The sequence below is a fragment of the Desulfuromonas sp. TF genome, from assembly GCF_000472285.1.
Classification (GTDB): Bacteria; Desulfobacterota; Desulfuromonadia; order Desulfuromonadales; family ATBO01; genus ATBO01.
In genome coordinates this window covers 59345-80893 of record NZ_KI421416.1, presented here as the reverse complement: position 1 = coordinate 80893, position 21549 = coordinate 59345, and the positions used below count along the sequence as shown (strand labels likewise).

Genomic DNA, 21549 nt, shown 5'->3' with positions numbered 1-21549 from the left:
ATTCGGGTTCCTTTTCCATTCAAAAAGTGGCTGAATACTATCAGCTAGCGTAGGTCTTGACTACCCAGGATTCTACCTTCGACAAGTTTTTTTGTAAAACAATATACTTTCCTGTAAAATCCCAAGCAATTAAAAAAGCTTGGAGAAATATCTCCTCCGAATAACCGATTTCGGATGCAGGGCGAGGTCCGAAGTGACATAAAATGCCAACGTCTTTAGCCCTTTGACCACGACTTTTTCAATCAAGACAAGCAAGAGAGTGCCAGGTGCAAAAAGCGACCGGTCTTCGGATTGAGATCATTGTAAATATTTCGCTCCTTTTAGCCGCTGCACTTCTGTTTTCTGGATTTCTGCTGCTCAAGTTCGCCGAACAGGAACTGGTCACCCAGAGAATAACTGGTTTGACCGGAACGGTGGAAATCATCTCCCGCGCTCTCTCCGTTGCTCTTCGGAATGAACAGGATCTAAAACCCGAAGACTTGCTGCAATCCGGCTTAGCAGAAGGAGCGCTTGAGAGTTGGCAACTGGTGGATCGAAACTTGATTCCTCTTGCCGGGAGTTCCCGAAAAGAGAATCCACCCTTAGAGAAGAGTGAATTTCTCCGGATAAGGTACGCCGTTGAACCAGCAGTGCAAGCCCATTACCCGCTAGCCTGGTTTCCTTTTGTCGAAGCCCCGGAAAGTTATCTGCTCATAACGAGCCCTTTGCGGGATCGAGATGAATTTGTCGGCGCCCTTCAGGCTAAATTCTCCCTGACGGATCTGCGGCTGCGGATGATGTCCGCATACAAGCTGTTTTTTCTTTATTTCGCACTCTACGGTACGGTTCTGGTCCTTTTCGGTATCTATCTGCTGAGCCGAACGGTCGTCCGCCCTGTACTGAGTCTACAACGGGGAACGCAGCAGGTTGCCGCGGGTGATCTGGACCATTTCCTCTCGATGGATGGACCAAGGGAGATCGCAGATCTGGCCGCCTCCTTCAACGCGATGATCACGTCTCTCAAGGATAGCAGGGAAAAGACGGAGACCACCATTGTTTCTCTTCGCCAGGCGAATGAGGAGCTGCGGCGGACGAGAGACGATCTCATTCGGTCGGAGAAAATGGCTTCCGTCGGCCATCTGGCGGCGGGCATGGCTCATGAGATCGGCAATCCCCTCGGTGCGGTGGTCGGATATCTCGAGCTGTTGCGGAGCGAGCTCCCTCCGGGAAGGGAGAAGGAAATCCTGGTGCGTTCCCTGGCCGAGGCACAGCGAATCGACCGACTGGTCAGGGATCTTCTCGATTATGCCTCTCCCGTCGCCGCCCCGCCGGAATTGCTGGATCCGGTGACCGTGCTGGAAGAGGCCAGGGATATCCTGGTTCATCAGGGTGTTCTTGCCGACTTGAATCTCATCGACAATCTGCCCTCTTCGCTGCCTCTCGTATTCATTGCCCGTCATAAGCTGCTTCAAGTGTTCGTCAACCTGATTCTGAACGCCCGGGACGCCTCCTCCCCGGGAGGAACGATCCGCCTCGCGGCGGGGGTGGACGGTAATGAAGTCCGGCTCTCCATCGCCGACGAGGGGATGGGGATGAGCCCGGAGGTCATGACCCACATATTTGATCCCTTTTACACCACCAAACCACCTGACAAAGGAAAAGGCCTCGGGCTTTCGGTCTGCTACAGGATAGTTGAGGAAGCAGGGGGCCGGATAGATGTCCGTTCGGCAGAAGGAGAGGGGAGCACCTTCACTGTATGGTTGAGAAGGGCGGTGATTGATAATGACAAAGACTGATACCGCAAAAGTTCTGGTGGTGGATGACGAGTCACCGATGCGCCACATGCTGCGTCTGGTCCTGGAGAAGGGCGGATACAGGGTTTACGAAGCGGCGGACGGAGAGACGGCGCTCGGATTGATGGAACAGGAGCCCTTCGGCCTGATCCTTTGCGACATCCGCATGCCGGGGATGGACGGCCTCTCCTTCATTCGGGAATTCACCAAACGACAGAGTCCGGCCACCCTGATCATGATGAGCGCCTACGGGACGCTGGACACGGCCATCGAATGCATGAAGCTCGGAGCTTACGACTACATCTCCAAACCCTTCAAGCCCGACGAGGTGATCCTGACCCTGAAAAAAGCCGAGGAGCGGCTCGGCCTCAGGCGTGAGAATGCCCTTCTGAAGGAGGAATTGGCAAGAAGCGGTGCGATAAAAGGGATTGAGGCCATCGTTTTCCGAAGCGACGCCATGAAAGAGATCCTTGCGCTGGTCCGCAGACTGGCCGACTCCTCTTCTTCCGTCCTGATCACCGGGGAAACAGGTACCGGGAAGGAACTGATTGCCCGGGCGCTTCATGCCGAAGGGAACCGCAGGAAAAAACCGTTCTTTGCCGTCAACTGCAGCGCCATAACCGCCAGCCTGATGGAGAGCGAACTCTTCGGACACGCCCGGGGTGCCTTCACCGGCGCCGAACAGGAACAGCAGGGGCTCTTCGGGGCTGCCGACGGGGGAGTGATGTTCCTGGACGAGATCGGTGAGCTGCCGCTGGAGCTTCAGCCCAAGCTGCTGCGCGTTCTGCAGGAAGGGGAGGTGCGCCGCGTCGGCGAGACCCGACCCCGCAAAATCGATGTCAGGATGCTGGCTGCCACCGCCAGGGATTTGCGGGAGGAGGTTGACCATGGGCGATTCCGTGAGGATCTCTATTATCGTCTGAATGTCGTTGAACTGCACCTTCCTTCCCTGAGGGACAGGAGAGAGGATATCGCGCCTCTGGCCGAGCATTTCCTCCGCAAAATTGCCACTCGCGAGAAGCGTTCCGTTCCTTCCCTGGCCCCCGATGCCCTGGAAATCCTGCGGAGCTATCATTGGCCGGGGAATATCCGAGAGCTGGAAAACTTCCTGGAGAAAACTCTGATCTTCTGCCGCGATGCGGTGATCGAGAGCTCAGCACTTCCGTGGGAAGTCCGCCGGCGGGAGAGGGAAGCAAACGGAGAATACTCTCTCAAGCAGGCCTCCATGCGGCTGGAGCGGGAGTATATCCGTAAGGCTCTTTCGGTGACCGGCGGGAACAGGACCCAGGCGGCCAGGCTTCTTGAAGTCAGTCTCCGCGCTCTTTTGTACAAGATGAAGGAATATGGAATCGAATGAATCGATGGATTCTCTGAATCTGCGCAAAAATTGCGTGGTTCGCTGACTTTTGGTCCTGACCGGAATAAATAACTCTTATCATTCAAAACAGTTAGAGTCGCAAGTTATTCCGGCACATAATTTGCTGGGTCCCTTCTGTGACAGCATGATCCTTCAAAAGGATGAGGAAATGGGCAATCTCATAAAATGTGAAAAAGGTTTCACTCTGGCTGAAATGCTGGTGGCGATTACGATCTTGGCCATCAGTCTGCTTGCGGTGGCCGGGATGCAAATTACCGCTATCGGGACCAACTCGGACTCGAATACCCTTACCGCCGCGACCGCCCTGACAGAAGGAATCATGGAGGAGATTCTGGCCTGGGATGTCGATACCCCGGTTCTGAATAGCTCCTCATCCGGAAATCTGTGGGATTTCTTCCCCGAAACCGCCGGGGTGCAGAGCACAAGAACATTTGGCACCGCCGGCACCTACAGCGCTACCTATTCCGTCGTGGCCAATGCCAATGGCGTGACCAACCTGACTCAGATTACCGTTGTCGTCACCGGAATAGATTCGGGAAACAGTAATCGTTCGATTACCCTCGTCGGGTTCAAGAGGCTGGTATGAAAAGGAATTCTCAAAAAAGGGAGGAGCGAGGATTCACTCTGGTCGAGATTCTCATCGTAATGGCAATGATGGGCCTGGTGACTATGGCCATCATGAGTCTCTATCGAAATACCAGAGACTCCGCTTACACACAGGATGAGGTCGTGGAGCTGCAGCAGAACCTCCGCATCGCCATGGACCACATCGCCAGGGATATCCGGATGGCAGGGTTCATGGTCCCCATGGGCAACACTCCTATTTCCAATGCCCCAAGTAATCCGGTTACGGGCGACCGCTTCACGATCCGGACGGCCTCGGCCGCCGGCCGGTCGCTCCGGATCGACGATGATACGACCGTGACCCCTGCGAGCGAGGAGTACGTCATCCCCCAGCCCTCGCCTCCCGGCGGCGATGCGAACAAGGCCCGATTCACCGTGGGCTCGGCGGCCATGGTCGATCTCTTCGAGGCCGGTGATTTCGTGCGCATCATACGTCCTCCCAATCAGAGCCAGCCTCTTTCATCCCAATTCGTTGTGACAAATAGAGATACGGTCAACGGCAGAATCATCCTCTCGGGATTTTCCGCAGCCTTGACAGCCGAATCCAAGGCCAATGAGACCTTCAAGTCAGGCGACGTCATCGTCCTGACAGATGACACTGTTAATGTCCCGAACACCATCGAGTATTTCCTCGAGGCTGGAGAAGTCAATAGAAGGGAAAACAGCCAAGGGGCTCAGGTAGTGGCCTCCGGGATCACGAGTCTGGTCCTTACTTATCTCATGGACGATTCCCCTGAAGCAACCGCTGGCGTCGCTTCGAACAGGGATGAGATCAAGGCGGTGCGGGTGACGATCACGGGGACGGCTGACAGCTTCCGCGAGGGGCAGTTCTTCGCGGGAGACAAGACCAGGAGTATCACGAACGTGATCATGCTGAGGAACAGATAGGGGGCAATAATGCGTCATCAGGCGGAATCTGAAGAATTTAAAAAAAGAGAGCCTTCGGCCGTTTGCCGGTGCCTTGGGAATCAGAGAGGAATCGCGCTGGTGCTGGCTCTCACCATGCTGGCGGTGATGAGCATCCTCGGCGCTCTCGCCCTGTCGACGTCGACTTCGGAGATCGGGATATCAGGGAATTACCGGACGGCCAAGGAGGCTTTTTTTGCGGCCGAGAGGGCCGTGGAGTACGGATACACCAATAAGGATATTTTCGACCGCCCGACAACGGATTTTCCCGTTGCCCTGACTGGCGATTACGCGACCCACATCGCCGTTGGAAACAGCGGCTTGAAAAGCGGGGAAATCAACCAGGTTGATTACCTCACCAGCGGCGCACTGCCGCCGGGAACCGGCTCGGATCCCACCATTTTTCAGGCCCGCTACTACATTGTCACGGTGACGGCCCAAGGTCCAAGAAATTCAACGGTCCGCGTCGAATCCCAGGTTTCGCGAATTGTTCCAAAATAAACCCGAGCAGACGGAGTATATCGATGAAACGCTATTCAATGATCTTTTTGCTGTGCCTCGGCAGCGTCTTGTCCGCTCCGGTTTCCGCACTGGCGTCGCTCGATCAATTCGTGGGTGATTCGGCCATTTATAGCGCCACCACCGAATATCTTCGGCCCAATGTTCTGTTCGTAGTCGATAACAGCGCGGGAATGGAACAGTCCGGCAGCCGAGAGGTGTATGATCCGGTTCAAACCTATCCGGGCAGCTATGTCAACAATAAGGTTTATGAGCGCAAGACGGCCACCGGGGGCGTCATCAATTATGTACAGTATATCGATGACGTGACCACCGATGTCACTTGCAGCGACGCCCAGACCGCATTGCAGACGACCGGATATTTCGCCGGTCCGTTGAAGAAGAACGATGGCAGCTGTACCGCCAGTCAGTCGGGGAACTTTTTCCTGGGAAACCTCCTCAACTATATCAATACGCCCACCGGCGCATGGCAGGCTGAGACGGTTTACGCCGTCGGCGATTTAATCCGGCGGGTTGAGAGTGGTACTCACTACATCTATGAATGCACCGTGGGAGGCACTTCCGGTTCGACCGAGCCGACCTGGCCGACCACTTCCGGAGCCACGGTCACAGACAACGAGGTTACCTGGCAGGTGGCGAATCCCGCCTGGACGGCCGACACTGCTTATGAGGTCGGCGACCTGATAAGGAAGGCTATCGACGGGACCGATTATATCTTTGAATGCTCCGTCGCCGGCACTTCAGGTTCGACTGAACCGACATGGCCCACTTCACCGGGCTCTTCCGTCACGGACGGAGGGGTGACCTGGGCTCTCCCCGGCGATATTATCGACATGGTCAAGGACACCCTCGCCCAAGTGGTGCAGGGGGCCCGTCCAAGCGTGAATTTCGGGCTGATGGTTTTCGGCGACAACAACGCAGGGGGCAAGGTGCTTCGGCCCATTCAAAAGATTGCACTCACCGACCCTGATGACCCCGGCACCGTGCCGGTGGACGACGGTCCGACCAATTATTCCGCACTGCAGACCGCGATTGCCGGCATCACTCTTCTGGGTTCCAACAACCAGCCGGTAAACGAACTCTTTCACGACGTCTCCTATTATTTCACCGGCCATAACGACAGCAGCAACAAGATCGCCAGCGACAACGTGTCTTATCCCTACCCTGTCGGATATACCTGCCAGAAGAATTTCATCATCGTCCTGACCACCGGGGCCACCGATACCAACAACCCGAAGACTCGGGCGATAGGGGATCTCGACGGCGACGGAAATCAGGGCTTCGTCGACGACCTCACCAAGTATCTTTACGAAACCGACTTGGACATTAGTACCGATTATACCGAGCGCATACAGACCCATATCATTCAGCTCCTAACCCCCGAGGTGATGCGCCTTAAAAGGGCTACCGATGCCTCGCACGGTCGGGGTGACTATTTTCACGTCAATAACTCAAACGAACTGACCGAGGCGCTGCTCAATGCAATGGCCAATATCGTAAATGAGTCGGATACCTCCTTTGTCGCTCCGGTCGTTCCCACCAGCCCCGAAAACCGCACTTACAGCGGCGAGCGCGTCTACCTCGGGTTTTTCAAGCCGATCTCACAGCGCCCCTGGCACGGGAACCTGAAGAAATACGGCATCGACGACCAGAACCGCATCGTCGATAAGAACGGAGTCGAAGCGACTCTCGCAGATGGAAGCTTCAATGCCTCGGCCGTTTCCTTCTGGAGCACCACCACCGACGCCGGGATCGTGGAGGAAGGAGGCGCCGGCGAGATTCTGCTCCTGCGCAATCCTTCCACGCGCCTGATCTATACTAATACGGGAACCTCCACAGACCTGACCGACAGCTCCAATCTCTTCAACAGCACCAATGTCAGCGCCGGGGACCTGGGGGTGGCCGGTGACGCGGCAAGGGATTCCCTCATCGACTTCATCTACGGCTATGATGCCTACGACGATGACGGTGACGGAACGTACGGCGATCAGATCAATGGCGAGAAGCTGGACTGGATACTGGGCGACATCCTCCACTCGAAACCGCAGATCATCAACTACAATCATTATGCTTTTACCACGGCCAACGAAAACAACTGCTCCGTCAACAAGACCATGATCTACGTCGGGACCAATGACGGCATGCTTCATGCTTTTCGCGACTGCGACGGCGGTGAGGCGTGGGCCTTCATTCCCGACAATGTGGTTCCCAACTTAAAGGAGCTTGGCGAGCGGCCGACCCAGCACACCTATTTTGTCGATTCCTCGCCGGTCTCCTACATCTTCGACAAGGATAATGACGGAAATATCGGCCCTTCCGAGGCGGCCGACGGCGACAGCGACAACGGCTCCGACGACAAGGTGATAATTTTGTTCGGACTGAGGCGGGGAGGGGATGCCTATTACGCTCTGGACGTCAGCAATCCAGCTTCGCCTTCCCTGCAATGGCACATCCATTCAGGCACTTCTGGCTTCGAACGGCTCGGTGAAACCTGGAGCGAGCCGCAGCTCGGCAAGATGAAGATAGGAACGGCTCAGAAGGTCGTCGCCTTCTTCGGCGGAGGATACGACACCTATGAGGACAGCCGCTTCGGTAATCGCTGGATGTTCCCTTTAGCCTATGACGTTCCCGAACAGGGAAGCGGCAGCGTCGGAAGCCTGTCGACCTATAATCCCTCTGACATTCCGACTGGAACGACGCGGACGACTGGCAGGGCCGTCTATGCCCTGGAGGTCGCCGATGTGACCAGCGGAGTTCCGGTTGTCCCATCATCCCCCACGCTGGTGAAGGCCTTTCATCCGCTTTATCATGCCGCTTTGAAGTACGACTACGCGTTTGCTTCCGATATCGCGGTGCTGGACACGGACTTTAATGGTTTAATCGATCGTCTCTATGTCGGCAACACGGGCGGACAGATATGGCGTTTTGATGTGGGTAACACCGATAAAACCACTTGGACCCAGAAACCGATCTTCTGGGACTACTCAGGCGCAAAGTTCTTCTACCGGCCCTCAGTCACCTTTGAGCACGGCTACACTTTTCTTTTCTTCGGAACTGGCGATCGGGAGCACCCCCTCAATACCGGAACGGTCAACCGTTTCTACGCCTTCAAGGACAGAAATTACGCTGACATGAAATGGTACACCGATTCGAATTTCAAGGACGTCACCCTAAATGAATTGCAAATCGATACGACCTCCGCGGAAACAATTGACGATATACTCAATGGGAACGATGGCTTGAATAACGCAACCAATCTTGGCTGGTACATCCGTCTCAACCGGCGCCCCGGAGAAAAGGTTCTCGCCTCCCCCCTGGCGTTCAACAAGGTGGCCTATTTCACCACCTATACCCCCAACAGCAGCCTTTCGGTCGACCCCTGTGAGCCGGGGAACCTGGGGGTATCGCGTCTGTATGCGGTGGATTACAAGACTGGCGAAGCTGTGTTGAACTTCGCGAATGCCGATACTCCCGATACCAACAATGATCTTGAAGACACCGACAATAACCGTCGAGCCCTCAGCAAAGACGGAAAGGTGCTCCGCCGGGATGACCGGGAAATTACCCTGGGTGTGGGGATCCCTTCCGGACTTGTGGTGCTCATGCCCCCGAGCGGCGATGCCAAACTGCTGATCGGTTGCGGTGGCGGCCTCTGCAGCGAGGATCCTGTCACCGGAGGGACCATTGTCCCCATCTACTGGTTATCGTGGTGATTTTGATGCTGAACAGCCTGAAAAATAGAAACTCTGCCGCACTGCTTCTGATTGCCTTTTTTCTTTTCAGCGGCGGATGCAGTGGCCAGGAGGAATCCCCCATTCAGGGAGCAATCTCGAGAGGGCAGCAATCCGAAGCTGTCGTTGTTTCCCCTGAAAAAGGGGAGCCAGCGAGAATACTTTCAGTCGCCTTGTTTCCCACTAACCCTCGGGTCGGCGATGCCCTGCAGGCGGTGATCTCGGGGAAAGAGAAGGGAGTGACAATTCGGTGGATGCGCAATGGTGAACTCCTAGAAGGGCAGATGCAGGCCATTCTTCCCGCGCACAATTTCGTGAAGGGAGATACGATTGCGGTGGCGGTTGAATCGGAAGACCGTCAGTCTCAGGCTTCCATAACAATTCTCAACAGCCCGCCGGAGGTGATTTCGATTCCCTTTGCGAATCCATTTGTCGTTTGCGGCACGGATATCGTCGCCGAACCGGAAGCTGTAGACGAAGACGGCGATTCCGTCTATTTTAGGTACGCCTGGTCGATCAACGGTGAAGAGGTCATCGGAAATGACTCCCCTCTGCTATCGGCTGATAGCTTCTGCAAAGGAGACCGGATTGCCCTCGAGGTCGTCCCCTACGACGAGGATGGACCCGGGAAGGCCTTCCGGGGAAAAGGATTCGTGATTCCCAACTCACCGCCGGCTTTCGTCTCGACCCCCCCTCTTCAGTTCAAGGAAAGGATCTATGCCTATGAGGCGCGGGCGGCAGACCCCGACGGCGACCGGCTGGCCTATTCTCTCGAATCCGCCCCTTCGGGCATGACCATCGACAATGCAATCGGCGACATCCGATGGCCGATCGAAGCAGGCTCCGCCGGAGAACACCATGTGAGAATAGCGGCCCGGGACGAGGAGGGGATGAACGCTTTTCAGGAGTTCACGCTTTCCCTTGAGATCGCCGCCCAGGAGGAAAATTGAAAAAGCAGGTTGGCTTTACCCTTATAGAAGTCATCATCGCCATGGCGATTATCGGTATTTTGGCGGCGCTGGCCACCCCTCCTTTCCTGGACTGGATGCGAAACGCCCAATACAAGGAGGCGGCCCGGAATGTCGCTTCCATGCTGCGGGATGCCAGGGCAAGGGCGATCAGTCAGAACCTGGAACATGAAGTCGCTTTCGATCTGGCATCGAACAACTACATGTTGCGGAGAGGGAATAAGGCATACGGTACGCGCATCTATGCCTCGTATCCCGGTGACTGGACAATCATTTTCAGCGGTATCGAAGTTCCGGAAGTGGTTGATTTGAAAGGTGAGATCGGGTGTACAGAAGACGCGAGTACCAATTACAAGTTGCAGTTCAATCCCAACGGTTCAGCGGGGGGCACCGGTTGGTATGTTTGCATTCTGGATAATAACGGAAACAATAAATTCAGGACCGGTATCGCCTCGACTACAACCGGGAGGATCACCATAGAGAGATGGCAGGGCAGCAGTTGGCAATGAGAAGAAGCACTTACGGCAAGCCAGTCGCAATAGCCTACTCGCCTCAATTAAAAAGGGCCGGTAAATGCCGGCCCTTTTTAACGCAAATAAGAGAGATGAATGGAGGCGTATCAGTCAGGCATCTGCGGTGACGGCGGCATGGGCGGAGCTGGTTCTGTTGGTTCGGCCACGAGAACATCGCCGTCCAATTGCACGAAAACCGCATTGCCTCCCTGCCCTTTGAGGGTGATCTTGATCTCGTTTTCAGGCTGAAGCGTGATTTGCTTCATGGCCATGGGAGTGGGGCGTAAATCCGATGAAGATATGACTTCCGTGCCATTGATCATGATGGAAAGATTCTTGACTTCGCCGGAATCACCTTCGCCATTCTTGACAAGCAGTCGGAAATTTCCCGCTCCAGGCGGAACTATGAAGCGGTCAGTGTAGGCGACCGGAGCACCCTTTTCCTTTTTGAAAACCTTTGGTCCAAAGAGAGCAATGGTTTCGGAAAAAGCCTGTCCAGCAAAAACCATCATCAAGGAAACTAGGAAAATGGGGATGATCTTCATCTTGGCGGTTTTCATCATGCCTCCTGGTCAGTGGGTGTGAAAAAATATGATCTATTTGGGCATTCTATCTTGCATTCATCGCTTTAATTATTCAGCAATTCTAGTGCCATACTCAAACGGACTCATTGGATTCCAAGATTACTCCTCAATTTAAAAGGATTTATCAGTAGGCACTCAGTAATTGTCGGGATACACCATAAAGGAATTAACATCAGCTTTTTCTTTGCGTGTGTAAGTAGGTGGCGATTTAGCGGTTTCGTGTGCCCTTATTTGTCACGAGGGTCATTAGGGCTTCCAATCACGATTCATTCTCACCCCCCTGGTTTTATAGCTGCATGTCTTGCTTCCCCCTGTGTTCAGATTCATTCTACTTAGCTTTTCCCTTGCAACCCCTCCATTGATTTGGCATAGTAACTCTCTCTATTTCCAGTAAAAAGAGGGAGTTTTAGCATGGCCAAAATCGTTCCTTTTCGTGCTTTGCGTTACAATCCCGCCAAAATCGGGAACCCTGAGCGCGTCATGGCGCCCCCCTACGATGTGATTTCTCCGACGCTGCAGGAGGAGCTTTACCGGCGTGACCCTCATAATGTCGTGCGGCTCATCCTGGGCAAGACCGGTGAGGGGGACAGCGAGACGGACAACAGGTATACACGCGCCGCCGCCGATTTCCGGAAATGGCAGGAGGAAGGGGTGCTGGTGCGCGATTCCGAGCCCTCCCTCTATCTTTACGACCAGGAATATCCCCTCGAGGATGGCGAGACGGTGGTGCGCAAGGGGTTCATGGCTCTGACCCGCATCGAGGACTTCTCCTCAGGGGTGGTCAAGCCTCACGAGAAGACGCTCGCCGGTCCCAAGACAGACCGCCTGCACCTGACCAAGGCCTGCTCCGCCAATTTCAGCCCCATATTCTCCCTCTATTCCGATCCCTGCTGCGTCCTCGAGTCGCTGACCCGCAAGGAGAAGGAGCGCGGTCCGGACCTGGAGGTCACCGACGACGACGGGGTGAAGCACCGGCTATGGCGGGTAACCGATTCTGGTATCCAGCAGAAGGCGCAGGACCTCCTCGACAGCAAGCCGCTTTTCATTGCCGACGGCCACCACCGCTATGAAACCGCCATCAACTACCGCAATCACATGCGGGAGAATCATCCGGGTTACACGGGAAAAGAACTGTTCAATTATGTCCTGATGTATTTTGCCAATATGGAAGACCAGGGAATGCTTATTTTTCCCACTCACCGCCTCCTTTTCAATCTGACGGACTTCAGCCTCCCACCCTTTCTTAACGCACTGGAGGAATTTTTCGAGGTGGAGACGTGGACGATCGATCCCCGGGATCCCGAAGCCCGCCGGGAGGCTCGCCGGATTCTGCAGGAGAAGGGGGAGGGAAGGCACGTCCTGTCTCTTTTCGCCGGCGGGGAGACTTTGTACTTCCTGATTTTGCGGGACGAGAGCATCATGGACCGCTTTTTTGACGAGAAGGCTCCCAAGGCTCTGCGCACTCTCGACGTCTCAATTCTGCACCGTCTCATTCTCGAGAATCTGCTGAATATCACCCCCGAAGCCCAGGAACAGCAGACCAATCTGAAATACGTCAAGAATTTCGACGATCCTTTCGAGCTGGTTCAGGACGGAGAGTTCCAGCTTGCTTTTCTGATGAATGCCACCCGCATGAGCGAAGTGCGCGACGTGGCCAACGCCGGGGAAAAAATGCCCCAGAAGTCGACCTATTTCTATCCCAAGCTTCTCACCGGCCTGGTCATCAACAAGATCGCCGAAGGAGAGAAGGCGGAGTAAAATCAGATAAAGGGTAAAAGGCTGAAACCTTGAACCTTGAACCTTCGCGGAGGGTTAAATGGAAATCATCGGTATCGATATCGGTTTCGGTTTTACGAAGGCGACGAACGGCAGGGAGTCCCTGGTTTTCAAGTCGGTGCTGGGAGAAGCGACGGAGCTGCAGTTTCGTGAGCAGATTCTTGTCGATGCCGCCGACGAGGAGCATTTGCAGGTGGAGGTGGACGGTAAGTCCTACTTCGTGGGAGAATTGGCGGAGAGGCAGAGCAACGTCCGTTTTTTCACCCTGGACCAGGCCCAGTTCATCAGCTCCTTCGCCAAGAGCCTGGCCCTCAGTGCCGCCGCCCGGTTGGTCGGCGGGTATATTCCCGTCAATCTGGTGACCGGTCTTCCCATCGGTCATTACCGCCAGCACAAGGACGAACTGGCCAGGATCCTCCAGGGCGAACACAAGGTGGCCGTCACCGGGGCCGACGGCAAGCGCGAGGAAAAGACCGTCAACGTCAACAAGGTGCGGGTGATTCCCCAACCCTTCGGCTCACTGTTCAATATGATGCTTAACGATCTGGGAGACCTCGGCGACAAACGGCTGGTGCGGGAGAAAATCGGGATCATTGATGTGGGTTTTCGCACGAGCGATTATACCGTTTCCGACAAGATGCGCTATTCGGAGAGAGGGAGTCGCACCACCGATTCCGGCATCGCCCGGGCTTTTACGGTCATCGCCACCAAGCTCCGGGAAAAGAGCGGGGTCAATGTCGAGCTCTACAGGCTCTATGAAGCCGTGGATCGCGGCAGCATCAAGATCCGAGGCAAGGAGTACGATCTCAAGGGAATCACCGAGCAGGTCTTCGGACAGCTCGCTTCGGCCGTGGCCAATGAAGTCGACCGATTGTGGGTGGATGATTGGGACATGGACACCGTGGTCATCACCGGCGGCGGCGGGGCGGTTCTGGCCAAATATCTGCAGCCCCTGCTGCATGGCCATGTGACACCCGTTGATCCGGCCAAGGACGCCCGGCTATTCAACGTGCAGGGCTACTGGAAGTTCGGCAAACACCTCTGGGCCAAAGGCCAGGTCCCGGCACCGCAAGGGAGTTGACGGTTTCACGAAGTCCGCTGATCTGAACATCATCCATGAGGGTCTGTTCGCCATGCCTGTCTCCCCGGTCGACCTTCTCAAGTTTCTCGAAAAACACGCCCGCCGCCCTCTCTCCCTCCGGGAAATACTGGATCAGTTCCCCGTTTCCAGAAAAGAGCGTCAGGCCGCAGTCCGGATGCTGGATGCTCTCGTCCATGAAGGAGCGGTCGTCCGCAATCGTACAGGGCGTTATTCCCTGCCCCGGCAGATAAACGTAGCCGTCGGAACGATCTCTGCGCACCGCGACGGCTACGGCTTTGTCTCCGTTCCTTCCGGGGAGGGAAGCGATGTGTTCATCCCGGCCCGTTTTATGGGGGAGGCGATGCACGGCGACAAGGTCATGGCGCGGGTGGAGCGTCGGGGGCCGGGAGGCAAATCTGAAGGGCGCATTCTTGAGGTGCTGGAACGGGCGCATCTTACCGTGGTCGGCCGCTTCGAACCGGGTCGCCGGTTCGGTTACGTCGTGCCGCTAGATCCCCGTATCACCCACGATATCTTCATCGCCGAGGATTCCCAGGCCCAGGCCGGCCAGATCGTGATCGTTTGTATCGATGTTTATCCGAGCAGAACCCGCAATCCCGAAGGAACGATCGTAGAAATCCTGGGTGATCCCGATGATCCCGAGGTGGAGATCCTCACCATCGTCCACAAATACGGATTGCCCTACCGTTTTCCGCAGGAGGTCCTGGACATTCCCGTTCCCGATCAGGTTGCGCCAGGAGATCGTCGGGGTCGGGAGGATCTGAGACAGCTCCCTCTTGTGACCATCGATGGAGAAACGGCCAGGGATTTCGACGACGCGGTCGCGGTCCGCCGCGAATCGGAAGGACAAATACGCCTCTGGGTCGCCATTGCCGATGTCGCCCATTACGTCGCGGAGGGGACACCGACGGACCTCGAAGCCGTAGAGAGGGCCACCAGCGTCTATTTTCCCGGCCGCTGCATCCCCATGCTCCCCGAGGCCCTGAGCAACGGCATTTGCTCCCTGAATCCCGGGGTGGAGCGGCTGGCCATGACTGCCGAAATGCTCTTTGACCGGCATGGGAAGAGACTGGAGAGTCGCTTCTATCCAGCGGTCATGCGCAGTGCGGCGCGCCTGACCTATACCGAAGTGCGGAACATGGTAGTCATGGAGGACCGGGAAGTCATCGGGCGCTATCCCGCCATTTATCCAGATCTGAAGGTAATGGAAGACCTGGCCCTGCGGCTGACGGGGATGCGCCGGAATCGCGGAAGTCTTGATTTCGACCTACCCGAGGCCGAGGTGGTTCTTGATCTGCGCGGCCGGCCCGAGGACATCGTGCGTTCGGAGCGGAATCTCGCCCATCGCATCATTGAGGAGTTCATGCTGGCGGCCAACGAGGCCGTCGCCTCCTTCCTCACCGAACATGAAGCCCCCCTCCTGTACCGGGTTCACGAGCCTCCCGAGATGGAGAAGCTGCTGGCGTATCAGGAGTTCATCGCCCATTTCAACTACGGCCTCGACCTCAGTCGCGGAAGTGTGATGCCGGCCCAGCTGCAGAAACTTCTTGCGGAGGCGGAGGGGAAGCCCGAAGAAAAATTGCTCAACCGGGTTCTGCTTCGGAGTATGAAACAGGCCCGTTACGCTCCCGAAAATGCGGGACATTTCGGGCTGGCAGCGGATCTCTACTGCCATTTTACGTCACCCATCCGCCGGTATCCCGATCTGCTGGTTCACCGCGTCTTGCGGGAAGTCCTGCAGAAGGACCATCTTCCCGCTCGGCGACGGACACACCTGCAGCGGGTCCTTCCGCGCCTGGGAGAGCATACTTCCCAGCGCGAGCGCCGCGCCATGGAGGCCGAACGGGAGATCATCGATCTGAAGAAGTGCCAGTTCATGGAGCACCGGACCGGGGAGGAATTTGCGGGATTGGTCTCGGGCGTACAGCCGTTCGGGTTGTTCGTTGAACTGGAAGACATCTTTGTTGAGGGGTTGGTGCATATCTCCACTCTGGCCGACGATTTTTACCATTACGAGGAAGATCGCCACCGGATGGTCGGGCAGAACCGCCGCCGGATCTTTCAGGTCGGAGACGCGGTGAGAGTCAGGGTCGTCAAAGTAAATCTGGAACGCCGGGAAATCGATTTTCATCTGGCGGGGGAAGAACCCGGAGAAAAGGAAAAAGGAAAAAGACAAGAGGAAAAAGTTAAAAGGAAAACGGCTAAAGGTAAAAGGCCCGAGACTAAAGGCAAAAGGCTCAGGTCCAAAGGTAAAACTTCGAACCTCGAACCTTGAACCTTGGACGCCTAATCATGCGAATCATTCACAATTTAAACGAACTCACTACTCCCCTGCCAAATGCCGTTGTCACTATCGGAAACTTTGACGGCGTGCATCTCGGGCACCGGGAGATTTTCCGCCGGGTCGTGCGCCGGGCGAGGGAGTGCAGCGGGACGGCGGTGGTCTTCACGTTTTCGCCCCATCCTCTCAAGCTGCTTGCTCCGGAGAAAGCGCCCCGTCTGATCAATACCGATGCCGAGAAGGAGGTGTTGATCGAGGCGTCCTGCATCGACGTGCTGATTTGCGTCCCTTTCACACGCGAGATGGCGGACCTGCCCGCCTCCCGTTTCGTCGAAGAAATTCTGGTGAAGAAGATAGGGGTGCATCATCTCATCGTCGGTCATGACTACGCTTTCGGGAAGGGCCGTGAAGGGGATGTCCGTTTCCTGCGCCGGAAGGGAGAATCTCTTGGATTTAATATGGAAATTCTCGATCCGATTGCCAGAAACGGAATCGTATTCAGCTCCACCCGCATTCGTCGGCACCTTCTCGAAGGGGATGTGACTCGGATGGTGGATCTTCTCGGGCGGCACTTTACCCTGGAAGGGGAGGTGGTTCATGGCGCCAAACGAGGGAAAAAACTCGGCTTTCCCACGGCCAACCTGCGGACCGATAAGGAACTGCTGCCTAAACCAGGCGTCTATGCCGTCAAGGTCCGACGTGGTGAAGAAGTGCTGAACGGGGTAGTAAACATCGGCTGCAATCCGACGTTCCGCACCGAAGGACTTTCCGTGGAGGTCCACATCCTTGATTTTCACCAGGAGATTTACGGCGAATGCCTGCGCCTCTATTTCGTGGAGCGTCTGAGGGATGAGATGCTCTTTCCGGATACCTCCGCGCTCGTAACCGCTATTGCCGCCGATATCGAGCGCGCCCGGCATATCCTTGAGCATGCAAGGATCGTTGAATACCGTGAATATCTCGACTGTGGTATGAATGCAGATGGAAGGTGAAAGAAAAAAGGTAAAAGGTTGAACCTTGAACCGGTGTTTGCAGGCATGTCCTTTGCACACGTGGACAGGACCCGGGGAGCATCAACCGCCGGGCAGGGGGTCCCCCTGCCGGCACGTGCATCTTGACAGAGTCCTCGGCCTTTTTATAAGATGATAGATTGAATTAATTCTTCAGGAGAAATCCCCCTTTTCATGACAAGTAACCGACTCGGAGAACTGCTTCTTCGGAACAAGCTGATTAATGAGGTTCAACTCTCAAAGGCCCTGGAGGAGCAAAAGGTCCAGGGAGGGCGCCTGGGCGCCAGCCTCGTCAAGCTGGGCTTCATCAAGGAAGAAGACCTCGCGGCCTTTCTTTCCCGGCAGTACGGCGTTCCCTCCATCAATCTTTCCGAGTTCGAGATCGATCCCGCCGTCATTCAACTGATTCCCGCCGAGGTTTCTCAGAAGTATCAGATCGTCCCCATCAACCGGGCCGGTTCGACCCTGATCATCGCCATGAGCGATCCGTCGAACATCTTCGCCATCGACGACATCAAGTTCATGACCGGGTACAACGTCGAGGTGGTCGTCGCCGCCGAGGCTTCCATCAAGGCCGCCATCGACAAGTACTACGACCAGAGCGCATCCCTCGCCGATGTCATGGAAGATCTCGAGGATATCGACCTGGAAATCGTGGAAGAGGGGGACGATGTCGATGTCAGCGACCTGGCGAAGGCCAGCGAAGACGCTCCGGTCGTCAAACTCTGCAACCTGATTCTGACGGACGCCATCAAGAAAAAGGCCTCCGACATTCATATTGAACCCTATGAGAAAACGTTCCGTGTTCGCTACCGCATCGACGGGGTACTTTATGAGGTGATGAAACCGCCGATGAAGCTCAAAAACGCCATTACCTCCCGGATCAAGATCATGGCGGAGATGGATATCGCCGAGCGGCGGCTCCCCCAGGACGGGCGAATCAAGATCAAGCTCCCGGGCGGCAAGGATATGGATTACCGGGTCAACTGCCTGCCTACCCTGTTCGGGGAAAAAATCTGCTGCCGTCTTCTGGACAAGTCCAACCTGCAGCTCGATATGACCAAGCTCGGGTATGAGGAGGAGGCGCTCAAATTCTTCAAGGCGGAGATCAGCAAGCCCTTTGGAATGGTCCTCGTCACCGGTCCCACCGGATCGGGGAAAACCGTTTCCCTCTATTCGGCCCTCTCCGAGCTCAACAAGACCACCGAAAACATCTCCACCGCCGAAGATCCGGTCGAGTTCAATTTCGCCGGAATCAATCAGGTGCAGATGCACGAGGAGATCGGCCTCAACTTCGCCTCGGCTCTGCGCGCCTTTCTGCGCCAGGATCCCGACATCATCATGATCGGTGAAATTCGCGATTTCGAGACGGCGGAGATCGGGGTCAAGGCGGCCCTGACCGGCCACCTGGTCCTCTCGACGCTGCACACCAACGATGCGCCCAGTACCATCAACCGCCTGCTCAACATGGGAATCGAACCCTTCCTGGTCGCCTCGGCGGTCAACCTGATCACCGCCCAGCGGCTGGGCCGGCGGGTCTGCTCCGAATGCAAGTCGCCGGAAGATGTACCCAAACAGGCTCTCATCGATGCCGGAGTTTCGCCGGAAGAGGTCGATGAGTTCGTCTGCTACAAGGGTGCGGGGTGCCCCGCCTGCAACGGCACCGGCTACAAGGGGCGGATAGGCATTTATCAGGTCATGCCCATGTTCGAGGAGATTCGTGAACTTGTCCTGGCGGGTGCCAATACCGCCGAAATCAAGCGGGAATCGATGCGCCTGGGGATCAAGACCATGCGTCAGTCGGCCTTGACCAAGCTCAAGGAAGGAGCCACTTCTTTCGAAGAGGTGCTGCGCAGCACGGTGGGGGATGATTAAAACCTGACTTCGTGAGGATTACACCTCACCCCTCACGCCTCACGCATTTAAAAGGACTTAATTGAATGGCCGATATCCACCAGCTCCTGAAAACCATGGTTGAACAGGGAGCATCCGATCTCCATATCACGACGGGCACTCCGCCTCAGCTTCGCATCGACGGCAAAATGGCGCCCCTGAAGCTTCCGCCCCTTCAGGCCATGGAGACCAAGCAGCTGTGCTACAGCATCCTGACCGATGCCCAGAAGCGCAAGTTCGAAGAAGAGAACGAGCTCGACCTCTCTTTCGGCGTCAAGGGGTTGGCTCGGTTCCGCGGCAACATCTTCATCCAGCGTGGAGCCATGGCCGGCGTTTTCCGGCGCATTCCCTTCGAGATCCTTACCTTTGAACAGCTGGGCCTGCCGCCGGTCATAAAAACGATTTCCAATAAGCCCAATGGACTGGTGCTGGTGACCGGCCCTACGGGGAGCGGCAAGTCGACGACCCTCGCCTCCATGATCGATGCGATCAACCGGGAGCGCCGCGAGCATATCGTCACCATCGAGGATCCCATCGAGTATATTCATCCGCACAAGAACTGCGTCGTCAACCAGCGCGAAGTCGGAGCCGATACCCAATCCTTCAAGAAAGCCCTCAAATACATCCTGCGCCAGGACCCCGATGTCGTTCTGCTCGGAGAACTTCGCGACATGGAGACCATCGAGGCGGCGCTTACCATCGCCGAAACCGGCCACCTCTGTTTCGCCACCCTGCACACCAACTCCTGCGTCCAGACCATCAACCGGATCGTCGACGTTTTTCCGACCAATCAGCAGCAGCAGATCCGGACCCAGCTCTCCTTCGTGCTGGAGGGGGTTCTCTCCCAGACTCTCATTCCCAAGCTGCAGGGGCGGGGGAGGGCACTGGCCCTGGAAGTGATGGTCCCCAATATGGCGATTCGGGCTCTTATCCGGGACGACAAGATCCATCAGATCTATTCCCAGATGCAGATGGGGCAGGATAAGTACGGCATGTTGACCATGAACCAGTGTCTGTTCATGCTTTATCACAAGAAGCAGATCTCCCTGGAGTCGGCCATGCTTCGCTCCCCGGAGGTTGAAGAACTGAAGCAGATGATCGCCAACCCGGCCTCGGTGCTGCGACGCCCGACCCCTGCGGCACCGGGCCGGGGCTGAATAATCCGTGAAGGGTGAGTAGACCAATCACCTATCACCGCTCTAGAAGTTGAGGTGACAGATGCCCAAGTTTTCCTGGGAAGGTAAGACCCGCACCGGCGCAATACAGAAAGGCGACATGGAGGCAGCCAGCGAGGCCGTGGTCACAGCCCAACTGAGGCGCCAGGGGATCATGCCATCCAAGATCAAGGCTCGGGGCAAGGGGCTGGACGTGGAGATAAAGATCCCCGGCATGCAGCCCAAAGTCACTACCAAGGACCTGGTTGTCTTCACCCGCCAGTTCGCCACCATGATCGATGCGGGACTGCCGCTGGTGCAATGCCTCGACATCCTGGGCAAGCAGCAGGACAACAAGACATTCAAAAAAATTCTCACCACAGTGAAGGAGAGCGTGGAGTCGGGCTCCACCTTCGCCGACGCTCTGAAAAAGCATCCTAAAGCTTTCGACGAACTTTATGTCAACCTGGTGGCGGCGGGGGAAGTGGGGGGAATTCTCGATACCATCTTGAATCGCCTGGCAGCCTATATCGAGAAGGCCCTCAAGCTGAAGAAGCAGGTCAAGAGCGCCATGACCTATCCGGCCACGATCGTTGCAATTGCCGTCCTCGTCATCTCGGTCATTCTGGTCTTCGTCATTCCTCAGTTCTCTAAGATGTTTGAGGATTTCGGCAGTGCCCTGCCGACACCGACTGTCATCGTTATAAATCTCAGCAATTTCATCCAGGATTATATCCTGGCGATCATAGGTGCCATCGTAGCATTAATCGTCGGATTCAAGCGCATCTACCGGACCAAGAAAGGTCGGGAGGTCATTGATGACTTTGCTCTTAAACTTCCTGTCTTCGGTGTCCTGATCCGTAAGGTGGCGGTCGCAAAATTCACCCGCACTCTGGGGACGATGATGTCCAGCGGCGTGCCGATCCTCGACGGCCTCGATATCGTGGCCAAGACGGCCGGCAACAAGACGGTGGAAAAAGCTATCTACAAGGTCAAGCAGAGCATCAGTGAAGGCAAGACGATCGCGGAGCCCTTGACCAGTTCCGGGGTTTTCCCTCCCATGGTTTGTCAGATGATCTCCGTCGGTGAACAGGCCGGCGCGCTCGACACCATGCTCAACAAGATCGCCGACTTCTATGACGACGAAGTCGATGACGCCGTGGGCAATCTTACCGCCATGATGGAGCCGCTGCTCATGCTCTTCCTCGGTACAACAGTCGGTGGGCTGGTTATCGCGATGTACCTCCCGATATTCAAACTTGCCGGCGCGGTCGGCGGGTAATGACTTCGGCATGGGGAAAGACTCGGGTTCAAAGTTCAAGATAGATCCTTCTCGCAG

The 21549-nt window shown here is 56.0% G+C and carries 16 protein-coding genes; 15 read left to right on the top strand and 1 reads right to left on the bottom strand.

Annotated features, from left to right (window positions below):
- Positions 1–266: 266 nt before the first annotated feature.
- The 8 genes from DTF_RS22415 (at position 267) to DTF_RS25325 (ending at position 10407) form a co-directional block, all read left to right on the top strand.
- The gene (locus DTF_RS22415) at positions 267–1775 is read left to right on the top strand and encodes a sensor histidine kinase (protein ID WP_051361091.1); all 1509 of its coding nucleotides are present in this window, start codon (positions 267–269) and stop codon (positions 1773–1775) included.
- Entirely contained in the window at positions 1762–3129 is a 1368-nt protein-coding gene (locus DTF_RS0107130) for a sigma-54 dependent transcriptional regulator (protein ID WP_035056087.1), read from the top strand. Before DTF_RS22415 ends, DTF_RS0107130 begins: the two co-directional genes overlap by 14 nt.
- A 169-nt stretch (positions 3130–3298) precedes the next feature.
- The gene (locus DTF_RS22410; protein WP_035056084.1) at positions 3299–3736 is read left to right on the top strand and encodes a prepilin-type N-terminal cleavage/methylation domain-containing protein; all 438 of its coding nucleotides are present in this window, start codon (positions 3299–3301) and stop codon (positions 3734–3736) included.
- The gene (locus DTF_RS0107120; RefSeq protein WP_027714764.1) at positions 3733–4662 is read left to right on the top strand and encodes a PilW family protein; all 930 of its coding nucleotides are present in this window, start codon (positions 3733–3735) and stop codon (positions 4660–4662) included. The genes DTF_RS22410 and DTF_RS0107120 overlap by 4 nt, the downstream gene beginning before the upstream one ends.
- 9 nt (positions 4663–4671) lie before the next feature.
- A complete protein-coding gene (locus tag DTF_RS0107115) occupies positions 4672–5181 on the top strand; it encodes a PilX N-terminal domain-containing pilus assembly protein (RefSeq protein WP_027714763.1) in 510 nt (169 codons plus the stop codon).
- 23 nt (positions 5182–5204) lie between these two features.
- Positions 5205–8912 carry a pilus assembly protein gene (locus DTF_RS0107110; RefSeq protein ID WP_027714762.1) on the top strand — a complete coding sequence of 1236 codons (3708 nt, stop codon included), beginning with the start codon at positions 5205–5207 and terminating at the stop codon, positions 8910–8912.
- Between the two features lie 257 nt (positions 8913–9169).
- Positions 9170–9880 carry an Ig domain-containing protein gene (locus tag DTF_RS0107105; RefSeq protein ID WP_155890744.1) on the top strand — a complete coding sequence of 237 codons (711 nt, stop codon included), beginning with the start codon at positions 9170–9172 and terminating at the stop codon, positions 9878–9880.
- Positions 9877–10407, top strand: a complete 531-nt coding sequence (locus DTF_RS25325; protein ID WP_027714760.1) for a prepilin-type N-terminal cleavage/methylation domain-containing protein — start codon at positions 9877–9879, stop codon at positions 10405–10407. Before DTF_RS0107105 ends, DTF_RS25325 begins: the two co-directional genes overlap by 4 nt.
- 110 nt (positions 10408–10517) lie before the next feature.
- On the opposite strand, the gene DTF_RS0107095 is transcribed toward DTF_RS25325, so the two are convergent.
- The gene (locus DTF_RS0107095; protein WP_027714759.1) at positions 10518–10970 is read right to left on the bottom strand and encodes a hypothetical protein; all 453 of its coding nucleotides are present in this window, start codon (positions 10968–10970) and stop codon (positions 10518–10520) included.
- 435 nt (positions 10971–11405) lie between these two features.
- On the opposite strand from DTF_RS0107095, the gene DTF_RS0107090 reads away from it, so the two are divergent.
- The 7 genes from DTF_RS0107090 (at position 11406) to DTF_RS0107060 (ending at position 21492) form a co-directional block, all read left to right on the top strand.
- Positions 11406–12752, top strand: a complete 1347-nt coding sequence (locus DTF_RS0107090) for a DUF1015 domain-containing protein (protein ID WP_027714758.1) — start codon at positions 11406–11408, stop codon at positions 12750–12752.
- Positions 12753–12810: 58 nt separating this feature from the next.
- A complete protein-coding gene (locus tag DTF_RS0107085; protein ID WP_027714757.1) occupies positions 12811–13851 on the top strand; it encodes a ParM/StbA family protein in 1041 nt (346 codons plus the stop codon).
- Positions 13852–13903: 52 nt separating this feature from the next.
- Entirely contained in the window at positions 13904–16147 is a 2244-nt protein-coding gene (gene rnr / locus DTF_RS22400; RefSeq protein ID WP_051361089.1) for a ribonuclease R, read from the top strand.
- Positions 16148–16164: 17 nt separating this feature from the next.
- On the top strand, positions 16165–17145 hold the full coding sequence (locus DTF_RS0107075; RefSeq protein ID WP_027714756.1) for a bifunctional riboflavin kinase/FAD synthetase: 981 nt from the start codon (positions 16165–16167) through the stop codon (positions 17143–17145).
- Positions 17146–17337: 192 nt separating this feature from the next.
- Positions 17338–19038, top strand: a complete 1701-nt coding sequence (pilB, locus tag DTF_RS0107070) for a type IV-A pilus assembly ATPase PilB (protein ID WP_027714755.1) — start codon at positions 17338–17340, stop codon at positions 19036–19038.
- 65 nt (positions 19039–19103) lie between these two features.
- Positions 19104–20213: a type IV pilus twitching motility protein PilT gene (locus DTF_RS0107065; RefSeq protein WP_027714754.1), complete on the top strand. Its 1110-nt coding sequence runs from the start codon at positions 19104–19106 to the stop codon at positions 20211–20213.
- A 61-nt stretch (positions 20214–20274) separates the two neighbouring features.
- Positions 20275–21492: a type II secretion system F family protein gene (locus DTF_RS0107060; RefSeq protein ID WP_027714753.1), complete on the top strand. Its 1218-nt coding sequence runs from the start codon at positions 20275–20277 to the stop codon at positions 21490–21492.
- Positions 21493–21549: the final 57 nt, after the last annotated feature.